At 73.2% G+C, this 13,010-nt stretch carries 11 protein-coding genes; 4 read left to right on the top strand and 7 right to left on the bottom strand.

Annotated features, from left to right (window positions below; translation table 11 throughout):
• Positions 1 to 591: 591 nt before the first annotated feature.
• The 3 genes from GUY61_RS25100 to leuA all read right to left on the bottom strand — a co-directional run bounded on the left by GUY61_RS25100 (position 592) and on the right by leuA (position 5,583).
• Positions 592 to 2,769: an MMPL family transporter gene (locus GUY61_RS25100; RefSeq protein WP_166632516.1), complete on the bottom strand. Its 2,178-nt coding sequence runs from the start codon at positions 2,767 to 2,769 to the stop codon at positions 592 to 594.
• Positions 2,770 to 2,912: 143 nt separating this feature from the next.
• The gene (locus tag GUY61_RS25095; protein WP_166632518.1) at positions 2,913 to 3,608 is read right to left on the bottom strand and encodes a TerB family tellurite resistance protein; all 696 of its coding nucleotides are present in this window, start codon (positions 3,606 to 3,608) and stop codon (positions 2,913 to 2,915) included.
• A 205-nt stretch (positions 3,609 to 3,813) separates the two neighbouring features.
• On the bottom strand, positions 3,814 to 5,583 hold the full coding sequence (leuA, locus tag GUY61_RS25090; RefSeq protein ID WP_166632515.1) for a 2-isopropylmalate synthase: 1,770 nt from the start codon (positions 5,581 to 5,583) through the stop codon (positions 3,814 to 3,816).
• Between the two features lie 317 nt (positions 5,584 to 5,900).
• Here leuA and GUY61_RS25080 point away from each other — a divergent pair, with 317 nt between their 5' ends.
• Genes GUY61_RS25080 through GUY61_RS25070 form a run of 3 tightly spaced genes read left to right on the top strand, consistent with a single transcriptional unit; the run spans position 5,901 to position 8,113 of the window.
• Positions 5,901 to 6,968, top strand: coding sequence for a M4 family metallopeptidase (locus GUY61_RS25080; protein WP_166632514.1), 1,068 nt, complete (start codon positions 5,901 to 5,903; stop codon positions 6,966 to 6,968).
• A gap of 25 nt (positions 6,969 to 6,993) precedes the next feature.
• Positions 6,994 to 7,260 carry a protealysin inhibitor emfourin gene (locus GUY61_RS25075; RefSeq protein ID WP_166632513.1) on the top strand — a complete coding sequence of 89 codons (267 nt, stop codon included), beginning with the start codon at positions 6,994 to 6,996 and terminating at the stop codon, positions 7,258 to 7,260.
• A 28-nt stretch (positions 7,261 to 7,288) separates the two neighbouring features.
• The gene (locus tag GUY61_RS25070) at positions 7,289 to 8,113 is read left to right on the top strand and encodes a GNAT family N-acetyltransferase (protein WP_166632512.1); all 825 of its coding nucleotides are present in this window, start codon (positions 7,289 to 7,291) and stop codon (positions 8,111 to 8,113) included.
• Between the two features lie 265 nt (positions 8,114 to 8,378).
• On the opposite strand, the gene GUY61_RS25065 is transcribed toward GUY61_RS25070, so the two are convergent.
• From GUY61_RS25065 to GUY61_RS25050, 4 genes are all read right to left on the bottom strand, one after another.
• Complete coding sequence (locus GUY61_RS25065; protein ID WP_243766737.1) at positions 8,379 to 9,161, bottom strand: putative protein N(5)-glutamine methyltransferase; 783 nt, start codon at positions 9,159 to 9,161, stop codon at positions 8,379 to 8,381.
• Positions 9,162 to 9,438: 277 nt separating this feature from the next.
• The gene (locus GUY61_RS25060) at positions 9,439 to 10,122 is read right to left on the bottom strand and encodes a TetR/AcrR family transcriptional regulator (protein ID WP_166632510.1); all 684 of its coding nucleotides are present in this window, start codon (positions 10,120 to 10,122) and stop codon (positions 9,439 to 9,441) included.
• Positions 10,123 to 10,173: 51 nt separating this feature from the next.
• Complete coding sequence (gene era, locus GUY61_RS25055; protein ID WP_398956791.1) at positions 10,174 to 11,124, bottom strand: GTPase Era; 951 nt, start codon at positions 11,122 to 11,124, stop codon at positions 10,174 to 10,176.
• Positions 11,125 to 11,217: 93 nt separating this feature from the next.
• The gene (locus GUY61_RS25050) at positions 11,218 to 11,580 is read right to left on the bottom strand and encodes a cytidine deaminase (RefSeq protein ID WP_166632508.1); all 363 of its coding nucleotides are present in this window, start codon (positions 11,578 to 11,580) and stop codon (positions 11,218 to 11,220) included.
• A gap of 374 nt (positions 11,581 to 11,954) precedes the next feature.
• Here GUY61_RS25050 and GUY61_RS25045 point away from each other — a divergent pair.
• Positions 11,955 to 13,010, top strand: a 1,056-nt coding sequence (locus GUY61_RS25045) for an HAD-IC family P-type ATPase (RefSeq protein WP_313896842.1), incomplete at its 3' end; no start/stop codon positions are given.

Raw genomic sequence — 13,010 nt, 5'->3', positions numbered from 1 at the left:
CCAGATCCGTACCGGCCCCGGAGCCGCGCAGCCACCGCAGGAGTCCACACCGCACCGGCCGGCCGGAACCGATCCGACCCGAAGTGGTCCGGCCGCCCGCCGGCTCCGGGGCCGTGCCGGACCGGGCACCGCCCAGCCACCGCACAACTCCGCCCGGCATCCGCCGGTCAAGGGCGGCCCCACCGGGAGCGGCCGGGGCCGAGCCGGCCCCGGAGCCGCGCAGCCACCGCAGGAACCGGCCCCGGACCGGCTGACCGGAACTGATCCGGCCGCCCGCCGCCCTCAGGTCCGTGCCGGCCCCGGAGCCGCGCAGCCACCGCAGGAACCGGCCCCGGACCGGCTGACCGGAACTGATCCGGCCGCCCGCCGCCCTCAGGTCCGTGCCGGCCCCGGAGCCGCGCAGCCACCGCAGGAGCCCGCCCGGCATCCGCCGGCCCGGGGCCGGCTCCGGGCCGGGCCCGGCCTGCACGGTGGGGCCGGAGGGCCGGCGCCACCGTGCGCCGCGCGGAGTGGCGGCCCGTGCGGGCGCGTCCGGGGACGCGGGGGACGCGGTGGGCCCGGGCCGTGCCGTGGCCCACCGGGGACGGTCCGTCATGCGCGGCCCACCGGGTCGGGTTTCGGGACGGCCGGGACCGGGGCCGCTGCCGGGGTGCGGCTGAGGCGGCCCGGCCACCACACCCTGCGGCCGAGGAGGAGGCTCGCCGAGGTCACCAGATAGGTGCGGACGAGGAAGGTGTCGAGGAGGACGCCGACCGCGATGACGAAGCCGAGTTCGACGAGCGGGACGAGCGGCATGTTCGTCAGGACCGCGAAGGTCGCTGCGAGGACGAGGCCCGCGGAGGCGATGACCGCGCCCGTGGTGCGCAGCGCGGTCAGCGCCGCGGCGGCCGGTTCCGCGCCCGTGAGGGACTCCTCCCGCATCCGGTGCATGAGGAAGATGCCGTAGTCGACGCCGAGGGCGACGAGGAAGACGAAGGACAGCAGGGCGAGTCCCGGGTCGGTGCCCCCGAGACCGAGGAGCGGTCCGAAGACGAGCCCGCCGATGCCGAGCGCGGCGCCCCACACGGCGACGACGGCGGCGACGAGGATCGCCGGGCCGACGAGGCTGCGCAGCAGGGCGACCAGGATCAGCAGCACGGAGGCGAGGACGAGCGGTACGACGGTCTTCAGGTCGCGTTCGCTGGTCCTCTCCAGGTCGATCTCCTGGGCGCTGACCCCGCCGACGTACGCGCCGACGCCCTCGGGCCCGTCACCGAGTGCGGAGCGCAGTGCCCCGATGGTCCGGGTCTCCCCCGTGGTCTGCGGCGCGTCCTCGGCGATGACGGCGATCTCGGTCCACCCGCCGCCGGTGCGCCCGCGTTCGACCGCGGCGACGCCCTCGGTCGTACGGGCCTTCTCCAGCGCCTCGGCCGCCCGCTCGGTGGGCACGACGACGGCGACGGGCCGGCTCGACCGCTGGGGATAGGCATCGGCGAGGGTGCTCATCGCGGTGACCGACTCCGGCCTGCTGACGAAGGAGTCCTCCTGCTTGAGGTCGCCGGGCAGGTTGAGCGTGCCGAGGGCGAGGGCGCCGAGCACCGCGGCGCCGGTGGCGAGAACGGCGACGGGGCGCCGTCCTGCGGAACCGCCCATGGCGGCGAAGACGGAGCGGCGGCGCTTCGGTTCGCTGCCGTACGCCGGGACGAGCGGCCAGAAGAGGCGGCGGCCCAGCAGTACGAGGATCGCGGGCAGCAGGGTCAGCATGGCCAGGAGTGCGCACAGGACGCCGACGGCGGCGGTGGGGCCCATGCCGCGGCTGCTGTTGAGGTCGGCGGCGAGGAGGCACAGCATGCCGGCGGCGACGGTTCCGGAGGAGGCGAGTACGGCGGGTCCGCAGCCGCGCAGGGTGGTCCGCATCGCGTCGTACGGGTGCGGGGTGCGGCGCAGTTCCTCGCGGTAGCGGGAGATGAGCAGCAGGGCGTAGTCGGTGCCCGCGCCGAAGACGAGGATGGTCATGACGCCGGCGCTCTGGCCGCTGACGGTGATGTCGAAGGCCTGGTTGAGGCCGTAGGTGACGGCCATGGACAGGGCGTCGGCGATGCCCGCGACGGTCAGCGGCACGAGCCACAGCAGGGGGCTGCGGTAGATGAGGATCAGCAGGACGGCGACGACGGCGACCGTCGTGTAGAGCAGCGGGCCGTCCAGGGAGCCGAACACCTCGCTCATGTCGGTGGTCAGGGCGCCGGGTCCGCCGGCCTCGGCGCTGAGCCCGTCGCCTCCCTCCACGGTGTCCCGGACGTCGTTCACGAACGCGTTCTTGGCCTCGTCGTCCTGTCCGGGTTCGGTGCTGGAGACGGCGTACATCAGGGTGGTGCCGTCGTCGGACGGGATGCCCGTGGGCTCGTGGGTGAGTTCGTGCCTGCCGGCCACGGCGGCGACCTGTTCCCGCGCGGTGGCGCGGTCGGCGGCGGTCAGTCCGCCGTCGCGGTGGTAGACGAGGACGAGGTCGGTGGACTCGCCGCCGGGCATCTGCGCCTGTATCTCGGCGACCCTGGTGGAGTCGGCGCCTGCCGGCAGGTAGTCGACGGCGCGGTTCTGCTGGACGCCGGAGAGTTTTCCCGCGAGGGGTCCGGCGAGGGCCAGGACGGCGATCCAGAGTGCCAGCACCGCCCAGGGCAGCGCCCGCCCGCGAGCGGTCCGGGGTGGCGGTGTCCGCGTGGGTGCCTGACTGGCTGCTTGACCGGGTGTTTGACCGGCTGCTTGACCGGGTGTCTGAGTGGGTGTCCGCATGCACCCAGGTTTCCGGCGCGCGGCGGCCGTTTCGTCGCGCGTGGGGAGGGGATCGCGGCTACTGCCCGGGGCGGCGTACGGCAGCCGTTACTCCCGGGGGAGTAACGGCGGGGAGTACGGCGAAGGCGCGGGGCAAGGCGGTGTCAGAAGGGCGCGCGGGCGGCGGCGAGCAGCCGGGTCGTGTCGTCGGGGCGCAGTTGCAGGGCCCGGCCGACGGTGGTGAGGACGTCGCGTTCGGACGGGGTGTACGGGCCGTCGGCGAGGGCGATGCGCGCGCCCTGGAGGAGGATCGACTCACGGCCGGCCGGGGCGAGGTGCGGTGCGAGGGGTTCCAGCGCTTCGTGGAGTTCGATGGCGAGGGTCGTTCCGCCGGGGTCGCCGAGGTGTTCGGGCACTTCGTCGGGGAGGTCGGCGAAGGGTCCGGCGAGCCGTCCGGTGTCGGCGGCGAGGGCCTCGATGAGGGTGATCAGCTGTTCTTCGGTGCAGTCGGGGAAGCCTGCGGCGCGCACGGTGTCGACGGCGCTGGCGCGGACGGAGCGGGAGCCGGTGCCGCCCGCGGTGAGCACGGCGAGGGCGACGGTGTGGACGGCGTCGCGGAGCATCGCCGAGAAGCGGACGCTGGTGGGGTGGTCGAGGACCTCGGTGCCGAAGTGGCCGTGGCAGGCGGCGCATTCGACGATCGGCCCGGTGACCCCGCGCGGCAGCAGCGGAGCGCCGAGCAGGGTGAACCTGCGACGTCCGGTGCGGCGCCGGTAGTTGCGGTCGCCTCCGCAGTCGGGACAGAAGAACTCGCCGTCGCCAACCGTGGTCCAAATGGTGCGAATGCCGCAGATCCGCATGAGTTGACTTCGCGGTTCTCGAAGCACGTCGGCACCTCCCGTAACGCCCCGGCAACATCGCCGCGTGGGCGTGATGTTAGCCACATCCGCGAGCCGGCGTCAGTACCCCGAACGGGATACAGCGAGGGCCGAAGGGCCCATGGCCGGAATACACCGGTGCCCCGGCGCTCCGCGAAGGGAACGCCGGGGCACCCGGACGGGTGAGTCAGCGGCTCGCCCGGTTGACGGCGGAGACAACCGCCTTCAGCGAGGCGCGGGTGGTGTTGGGGTCGATGCCGATGCCCCACAGCACCTTTCCGTCGATGGCGCACTCGATGTACGAGGCGGCCTGCGCGGAGGCGCCCTCGCTCATCGTGTGCTCCTGGTAGTCCAGCAGCCGGGCGTCGACGCCGATGCCCTCCAGGGCGTTGAAGAAGGCCGAGATCGGACCGTTGCCGGACCCGGTCAGCACGGTCTCGACACCGTCGACGTCGGCTTCGACGGTGAGGGTGTCCACGCCGTCCTTGTCCGTCGTCGTCTGCCCGTTCCTGACCTGGATGCGGCCCCAGGGGTTCTCGGCGTTGGGCAGGTACTCGTCCCGGAAGGTGTCCCAGATCTGCTGCGGGGTGACCTCTCCGCCCTCGGCGTCCGTCTTCGCCTGGATGATCCGCGAGAACTCGATCTGCATACGGCGCGGCAGGTCCAGCTTGTGGTCGTTCTTCAGGACGTACGCGATGCCGCCCTTGCCGGACTGCGAGTTCACCCGGATGACGGCCTCGTAGGAGCGGCCGACGTCCTTGGGGTCGATGGGCAGGTACGGGACGGCCCACTCGATGTCGTCGACGGTCTTGCCCTGGGCGGCCGCGTCGGCCTCCATGGCGTCGAAGCCCTTCTTGATGGCGTCCTGGTGGGAGCCGGAGAAGGCGGTGTAGACCAGATCGCCCGCGTAGGGGTGGCGCGGGTGGATCTCCATCTGGTTGCAGTACTCGCTGGTGCGGCGGATCTCGTCGATCTGCGAGAAGTCGATCTGCGGGTCGATGCCCTGGGAGAACAGGTTCATGCCCAGCGTCACCAGGTCGACGTTGCCGGTGCGCTCGCCCTGCCCGAACAGGCAGCCCTCGACCCGGTCCGCGCCGGCCATGACGGCCAGCTCGGCGGCGGCGACGGCCGTGCCGCGGTCGTTGTGCGGGTGGGTGGACAGGCAGACGTACTCGCGGCGGGACAGGTTGCGGGACATCCACTCGAAGCGGTCCGCGTGCGTGGACGGCGTCGAACGCTCCACGGTGGCGGGCAGGTTCAGGATGATCTCGCGGCCGGCCTCGGGCTGCCAGACGTCCATGACCGCCTCGCAGACCTCCAGGGCGAAGTCCAGCTCGGTGTCGGTGAAGATCTCCGGGCTGTACTGGTAGCCGAACGCGGTCTCGTCGCCCAGGATCTTGTCGGCGTACTCCATGACCAGGCGGGTGCCGTCGACGGCGATCTGCTTGATCTCCTCCTTGGAGCCGCGGAAGACGACCCGGCGGAAGACGGGCGCGGTCGCGTTGTACAGGTGCACGGTGGCGCGGTGCGCGCCGCGCAGGGACTCCACGGTCCGCTCGATCAGGTCCTCACGGGCCTGGGTCAGTACGGAGATCGTGACGTCCTCGGGGATCGCGCCCTCTTCGATGATCGACCGTACGAAGGCGAAGTCGGTCTCGCCGGAGGAGGGGAAGCCGACCTCGATCTCCTTGTAGCCCATCCTGACCAGCAGATCGAACATCGCGCGCTTGCGGGCGGGCGACATCGGGTCGATCAGCGCCTGGTTGCCGTCCCGCAGGTCGGTCGACAGCCAGCGCGGCGCCTTGGTGATGCGCTTGTCGGGCCAGGTGCGGTCGGGGATGTCGACCTGCTCGTACCGGCCGTACTTGTGAATCGGCATACCGGAGGGCTTCTGCGCGACGGTCGCCGCGGTGATGGGCGTGGGGCGGCCGACGGAATGGCTCTGGGGGCTGGTCATGGTGCTTGGGGCTCCTCGTGTGTCCGCTGAAGGCGGCCGACGGGGCGACGGGGTTTTCACCGCAACGCCAGACACCGCGGGGAGGGAGTCGACCTCGACTACAGGCCCTCGCCGCGGCAGCTAAGGAGAAGCAGCCCGAAACGCATGATGTGTCGCAGCCTAGCGGAGTCGCATGCGGTACGCGGTTCTGTATCAGTATGCGGGATACACGACCTGGGTTGTCCGAAGTGTGAGGCTTCACTCCTTTTAGCGGTTCATTTCATCAATCACGGTTGCAGGTAGTGACAGAGGCGTGACTCAGTGCCACATTGCGAGCCATGACCGCGAACACCGGGCACGAGCCCGTCTTCTGCACGATCGTCCCGCCCCACGTCCTCGACAGGCTGGCCCAGGCCGGGGACCCCGTAGTCGCCGGACCCGCCCGCCGCACCCTGGAGCGGGACGCGTTCCAGCGCACCCACCGCCGGATGACCACGGTCGTCGGCGCCGCCGCACCCACCGCCGCCGCCCCCTCCGGCCGGCCGCGGCGCACGATCTACGACGCAGGGCACGGCACCGACCTCCCCGGCCGCAAGGTGCGCTCCGAGGGCGACGAGCCGGGCTCCGACGCCACCGTCAACCGCGCCTACGCCGGCCTCGGCGCCACCTTCGAACTCCTGCTGTCCGCCTTCGGCCGCGACTCCATCGACGGCAGCGGACTGCCGCTGGACGCGACCGTGCACTACGACGAGGACTACGGCAACGCCTTCTGGGACGGCTCGCAGATGGTGTTCGGCGACGGTGACGGCGAGGTCTTCCTCGACTTCACCCTGCCCGTCGACGTCATCGGCCACGAACTGGCCCACGGCCTCACGCAGTACACCGCCAACCTCACCTACTTCGGGCAGCCCGGCGCCCTCAACGAGTCGGTGTCCGACGTCTTCGGCTCGCTGATCAAGCAGTACACGCTCGGCCAGACCGCCGACCAGGCCGACTGGCTGATCGGCGCCGGCCTGCTCGCCCCGCGCGTCTCGGGCGTCGCGCTCCGCTCGATGCGGGCCCCCGGCACGGCGTACGACGACGACGTGCTCGGCAAGGACCCCCAGCCGGCCACGATGGACGACTACGTCCGCACGGGCCGCGACAACGGCGGGGTGCACATCAACTCCGGCATCCCCAACCACGCCTTCTACCTCCTGGCCACGGCCCTCGGCGGGTACGCCTGGGAGCGTGCGGGACAGATCTGGTACGACGTGCTGACCGTCGGCGGCCTGGAAGTGGACGCGAGCTTCAAGGACTTCGCCAAGGCCACCGTCGCCGTGACCCTCGACCGCTACGGCGACCGTGACGAGATGCGGGCACTGGTGAAGGCCTGGCAGCAGGTCGGGGTGGTGCCTACCGACTGAGGCCGCGGCGTACTAGACAGGGGTCATGCGCATCCAAGTGAAACGCACCGGAGGGTTCGCCGGGATCGAGAAGTTCGCCGCCGTCGACACGGCGGGGCGTCCCGACGCGGGCCAGTGGCACACCCTCGCCGAGGAGGCCGTGGCCGGCGCCAGGACCACTCCCCCGATCGGCGTCCCCGACGGCTTCAGCTACCAGATCACGGTCGACGACCGGACGGTGTACTGCGCCGATCCCCGGCTGACGGAGTCCCAGCAGCGGCTGATCTCGCGGGTGCTCAAAGAAGGAGCGTGAGGACCGCTCCCGTTGATTGGATCGGCCCATGACGCTCACCGCGACACTGACCACCCTGGAACACTTCTACGACGCCGTGCCACGGACGGCGGGCCGGGCGGAGGACTTCGGCCCGCTCACCCTCTTCGTGCAGGAGGACGGCGGGTACCCCCTGTACGCCCGGCCCGCCCTCGGCCGGGCGGGCCGGGAGCCGACCGCCGCCGACGTGGACCGGGTCCGGGCGCGCCAGCGGGACCTCGGCATACCGGAGTCCTTCGAGTGGGTGGAGCAGACCACCCCCTCCCTGCGCGCCGCGGCGGAGGCCTCCGGCCTCACGGTGCACGCCCACCCGCTGATGGTGCTCGACGCCTCCGTCCCCGGTCCGGAACGCCCCTCCGCGCAGAAGGCAGCGGTGCGGATCCTGGGTCCCGGCGATCCGCACCTGCCGGCCGCGGCCGTCCTTCCCCACCTCGCCTTCGCCGCGCCCGGCACGGCGGTCGGCCCGGCGGGACCGGCCGAACTCGCCGCGACGCTCGCGACGGGCGCGCACGACCGCCTGGTGCGGCAGGTCGCCGACCGCGTCCGCGCGGGGCGCACCGTCCTCGCGGCCGCCGTCGAGGACGGCGTGGTGCTCTGCTCGGGCCAGTACGTCTCCGCCGGCCCGGTGGCCGAGATCGTCGGCGTCGGCACCCTCCCCTCGGCCCGGCGCCGCGGCCTCGGCCCGGCCGTCACCTCCTGCCTCGCGGAAGCCGCCCGCTCGGCGGGCATCTCCACCGTCTTCCTCTCCGCGAGCGACGAGAACGTGGCCCGCCTCTACGCCCGCCTGGGCTTCCGCGAGACCGCCACGGCCCTGATCGCGGAACCGCCGGCGTGAGCCCGGCGCACGAGCAGGCCGGACGGCGCCTGCGGCGCGTGCGGACCACGCCGGCGCCCCGCATCGGGGCCGCGGGGCCGCGGGGCGGCCGTGCCGGGACCGCGAGGCGCCGCCGGGCACCGGCCGGCCCCACCCTGCGGCTGATCGCGCGCACGCCGCCCGCCCGGGCACCGAGCCGTACGAACGGCTGCGGTGCTCCGGGCGGCGGTGCACACGGGGACTCAGGATCTGGCGCCGGGTACGCGGCCGTACAGCGCGCCGCCGTTCACCGGGGGCGGCCGTGCGCCGGGAGGGCGCCGACGACGACGGTGGCGAACAGCTCCTCGCACTCGGCGATTTCGGGTACGAGCCCGGCACGGGCCATGCTTCCGGCGGTAAGGGGTGCCTGCCGCTCGCTCGTCTCGATCAGCAGATGCCCGCCGGGCGCCAGCCAGACCGCGGCTCCGGCGATCACCCGGCGCTGGATGTCGAGGCCGTCGGCGCCGCCGTCGAGGGCCACCAGAGGCTCGTGGATGCGGGCCTCCGGCGGCAGCAGTACGACCTCCTCGGTGGGCACGTACGGAGCGTTGGCGACCAGGACGTCCACGCGGCCGCGCAACTCCGCGGGCAGCGGCTCGTACAGATCGCCCTCGTAGACGTGCCCGCCGGGAAGGTTGCGGCGGGCGCACCGCACCGCCGCGGGCTCGATGTCCACCGCGTGCAGCTCGACCCCGTCGAGACCCGCGGCGAGCGCGGCGCCCACCGCGCCCGAGCCGCAGCACAGGTCGACGACGACCGCGCCGCCGGGCGGGGCGAGCGCGGCGGCGCGCCGCACCAGGAACTCGGTGCGGCGGCGCGGGACGAAGACGCCGGGGTCGACGGCCGGCCGCAGGCCGCAGAACTCGGCCCAGCCGAGGACGTGTTCGAGGGGCAGCCCGGCCACTCTGCGCTCCACCATGGCGGCGAGCGCGGCGGGAGTGCGGGCCGTGTCGAGGAGCAGTCTCGCCTCGTCCTCGGCGAAGACGCAGCCGGCGGCACGGAGCGCGGCGACGACGTGGGCAGGGGACATCGGGGGCACCGGCGGGACGCCGGCCGCCGGGGCCGCCCCGGAGGGCGAGGACAGCGAGGATGCCGGGGGCGACTGGGAGTCGCGGGGGGAGCGTGAGGAGTGTGAAGGCGACGCTGAGGGTGAGTCGGACGGGGACGGTGAAACCGGCATGAGGGCCTTTCGGAATGCCGAAGGGCGCTCCGCGGACCTACTGTCCGAGAGGCGAGAGCACCCTGCCTGACCTGGCGTGAATGGGTCTCACCTCCTCGTTTTCGTTCATTGCGCGGACGTCACAGTATCAGCCGCCGGCAGGGTCCCGGGCGGCCTCCGGGAAGGCCGCGGCCACCGATGCCGCCGCCTCCCGCGGGCTGTCGCCCGCGCCCACCGCGAAGTCGCGCAGCAGGGCCGGCAGCACCTCGTCGGGCCCGTACCCGTACGGGGCCGCGGTGAGGAAGCGGGCCCGGTCCAGCTGCGCCAGACCGTGCAGCTGGCACCACAGCTGCCGTACGAGGAGCCGCGAGTCCCCGTCCCGGAACCGTCCGGCGGCCATGCAGCGCCGGATCGCCGCGCGGGGCGCCTCGAGGAGTCCGGTGCCCATGTCCCGGTCCTCCGCGCTCAGTTCGAAGCCGGCGAGCGGGGAGCCGCCGAACATCACGGCGTACAGGTGCGGTTCGGCGCGTACGAACTCCTGGTAGACCGCGCACAGGGCGGCGAGCTCGGTGACCGGGTCCGCGTCCTGTGCGACTCCGGCCAGGCGGGCCCTGAAGCGGTCGACGCCCTCGCGCATCAGTTCGCGTACGAGGCTGGGCATGGAGCCGAAGTGCGTGTAGACGGCCATGGTGGAGGCGCCGACGGCCCTGACGAGACGGCGGGCGCTCAGGGCCGCGGGGCCCTGCTCCGCGAGGACCCTGGCGGCCTGGTCGAGCAGTCGGCGCCTGATGTCCCCCGCCTCGGACGGACCGGGGGCGTTGTCTGTGGACACGCAACGCAGGATAACGCCGTTATGGGCGTCCGGGCGGAGAACCAGCTGAACTCAGAACCCCAGCTTCCGCAACTGCTTGGGGTCACGCTGCCAGTCCTTGGCGACCTTCACATGCAGATCGAGGAAAACGGGCGTTCCGAGCAGTGCCTCGATGTGCTTGCGCGACTTCGTCCCGACCTCCTTCAGCCGGGCGCCCTTCGGGCCGATGATGATGCCCTTCTGGCTGGGCCGCTCGATGTAGACGTTGGCGTGGATGTCCAGCAGCGGCTTGTCCGCCGGACGGCCCTCGCGCGGCAGCATCTCCTCCACCACCACGGCGATGGAGTGCGGAAGTTCGTCCCGTACGCCCTCCAGCGCGGCCTCGCGGATCAGCTCGGCAACCATGATCTGCTCGGGCTCGTCGGTGAGATCGCCCTCCGGGTAGAGCGGCGGGCTCTCCGGCAGCATCGGGGCGAGCAGATCGGCGAGCAGGCCGACCTGCTTGTCGCCGACGGCCGAGACCGGGACGATCTCCGCCCACTCGAGTCCCAGCTCCTTGCCCAGCCGGTCGATGGCGATCAGCTGCTCGGCGAGCCGCTTGGAGTCGACGAGGTCGGTCTTGGTGACGATCGCGACCTTCGGGGTCTTCCTGATCCCGGCCAGCTCCTGCGCGATGTAACGGTCACCGGGCCCGAGCTTCTGGTCGGCGGGCAGGCAGAAGCCGATGACGTCGACCTCGGCCCAGGTGGTGCGCACGACGTCGTTCAGCCGCTCGCCGAGCAGCGTGCGCGGCTTGTGCAGGCCAGGGGTGTCGACCAGTACCAGCTGCGCGTCGGGGCGGTGCACGATGCCGCGCACGGTGTGCCGGGTGGTCTGCGGCCGGTTGGAGGTGATCGCCACCTTCTGGCCGACCAGAGCGTTCGTGAGGGTGGACTTGCCCGCGTTGGGGCGGCCGACGAAACAGGCGAAGCCCGCCCGGTGGACGGCTTCGGTTCCTTGGGTACGAGCGCTCATGGCGCCCATTGTCCCTGATCCCCGGAGCCCGGCCGCACCGGTGCTCGACGGGGCCGCGGCGGGACCGGCGCCCCGGCCCCGGGAAGGGGCGTGGGGCCGGGCTCAGCCCGCGGTGGCCCTGAGGCGCAGCACGCCGTCGGGGCCGGCCAGCAGCACCGGCGTACCGGCACCGCCGAGGTCCTTCACCGCCGCCCGGTCGGCGTCGGCAAGGGTCTCCGCCTCCGACACCACCGCGGCCGCCTCCAGGGACTTCGCACCGCTGGCCACCGCCATCGCCACGGCCGTCTGCAGCGCGCTCAGCCGCAGGGAGTCCAGGGCCACCGTGCCGGCGACATAGGTGCGGCCGGTCTCGTCCCGCACCGCCGCGCCCTCCTGCACCGCGTTGCGGGCTCGGGCGCTGCGCGCCAGGGTGACGATCTTGCGGTCCTCGGGGTCGAGCGGGGCGGGCTCGGTGCTGTCAGTCATGGGGCGAGCATAGGAAACACCCGCGGCTCCGGCCCGCGAGGGGGTGCGGGGGCACGCGTCGCGCCGCGCCGCAGCGCACCGCCGGGACGGGCTTCCGGACGCGCTTCCGGACGGGCCCGCGGGCGGTGTCCGGCCGGATCCCACGGTGCGGGTCTTGCGGCGGGCCTGGGCGGCGCGCCTTGCGGGCGCGTGCCCCGCGCCCGGCGGGGTACCGTGACGAAACGTCACTCTCTGCTCGGAGTGGAGGACGGGATGCCCCTGACGTTCCTGAACCACGTGGGTGAATCGGCCGGCGTGCCGGGAGGCCGGGGCCGGCCGGGAAGCGGAAGCCCCGGGGCGGCACGCGGGACGGAACGCCGTCCGGGGGTGCGCCCGTGACCGGGGAGCCCGTCGCGGGCCGGAGCGGGCGCCGGGGCCTGTCGGTGGCGGAGGCCGCCGCGCGGCTGGAGCGGTACGGGCCCAACCAGGTCGGCGGCGTACGGCGGATCCCGCTGTGGTCCCGCGTGGTGGCGCAGCTGCGCGATCCGCTGATCATGGTGCTGCTGGCCGCACTGGTGCTCACCCTCTTGATCGGGGACTACGCGGACGCCTCGGTGATCGGCCTGGTCGTCGTGGTCAACACGACGGTCGGGGTCGCGCAGGAGGTGCGCGCCGACCACGCGGTCGAGGCTCTGACCGCCATGTCCGCGCCCACCGCGCGGGTCGTCCGCGACGGCACGGAGCAGCAGCTGACCGCCGCCTCGGTGGTGCCGGGTGACGTACTGCTCCTGGGCGAGGGGGACATCGTTCCGGCGGACGCCATACTGCTGGAGTCCTCGGCCGTACTCGTCGACGAGTCGGCGGTCACGGGCGAGTCCGTGCCGGTGGAGAAGGACGCCGCGGCAGGCCGGGACACCGGCCTGCGGGCCGGCACCGTCGTGGTCCACGGGCGGGCGGTCGCGGAGGTCACGGCGACCGGCGCCGACAGCACGATGGGGCAGATCGCGGCGCTGCTGAACCCCAAGGCCGAGGCGACCCCGCTGCAGCGCCGGCTGGCCGGGCTCGGGCGGGTGCTGGCAGTGGTCACGATCGGGCTGTGCCTCGTCGTCCTCGTCCTCGGCCTGATCCGGGGGCAGAGCCTGGAGGTGATGGCGGTGACCGCCATCAGCCTCGCGGTGGCCGCCGTTCCCGAGTCGCTTCCGGCCGTGGTGACCCTCAGCCTCGCGCTCGGCGCACGCCGGATGGCCGCCCGGCACGCCATCGTGCGGAGGCTGTCCGCAGTGGAGACCCTGGGCTCGGTGACCGTACTTGCCACGGACAAGACCGGCACCCTGACGGAGGGCGTCATGGTCGTCGAGGAGGTGTGGACCCCCCGGGGCCGGGCGACGGTCACCGGCACCGGGTACGCGCCGCGGGGCGAGGTCCGTCCCGAGGAGGCGGCGGGGGCCGGG

The sequence above is a fragment of the Streptomyces sp. GC420 genome, from assembly GCF_009916105.1.
In the GTDB taxonomy this organism is placed as follows: Bacteria; Actinomycetota; Actinomycetes; order Streptomycetales; family Streptomycetaceae; genus Streptomyces.
The sequence above is the reverse complement of the archived record's forward strand: the minus strand, read 5'-3'. Positions and strand labels throughout refer to the sequence as shown.

Coding starts and splice junctions, on each gene's coding strand:
- GUY61_RS25065 (WP_243766737.1), bottom strand. CDS start 9,161: ATGTCCCCTGCCCACGTCGTCGCCGCGCTCCGTGCCGCCGGCTGCGTC.
- GUY61_RS25070 (WP_166632512.1), top strand. CDS start 7,289: ATGACGCTCACCGCGACACTGACCACCCTGGAACACTTCTACGACGCC.
- leuA (WP_166632515.1), bottom strand. CDS start 5,583: ATGACCAGCCCCCAGAGCCATTCCGTCGGCCGCCCCACGCCCATCACC.
- GUY61_RS25095 (WP_166632518.1), bottom strand. CDS start 3,608: ATGCGGATCTGCGGCATTCGCACCATTTGGACCACGGTTGGCGACGGC.
- GUY61_RS25050 (WP_166632508.1), bottom strand. CDS start 11,580: ATGACTGACAGCACCGAGCCCGCCCCGCTCGACCCCGAGGACCGCAAG.
- era (WP_398956791.1), bottom strand. CDS start 11,124: ATGGGCGCCATGAGCGCTCGTACCCAAGGAACCGAAGCCGTCCACCGG.
- GUY61_RS25080 (WP_166632514.1), top strand. CDS start 5,901: ATGACCGCGAACACCGGGCACGAGCCCGTCTTCTGCACGATCGTCCCG.
- GUY61_RS25100 (WP_166632516.1), bottom strand. CDS start 2,769: ATGCGGACACCCACTCAGACACCCGGTCAAGCAGCCGGTCAAACACCC.
- GUY61_RS25075 (WP_166632513.1), top strand. CDS start 6,994: ATGCGCATCCAAGTGAAACGCACCGGAGGGTTCGCCGGGATCGAGAAG.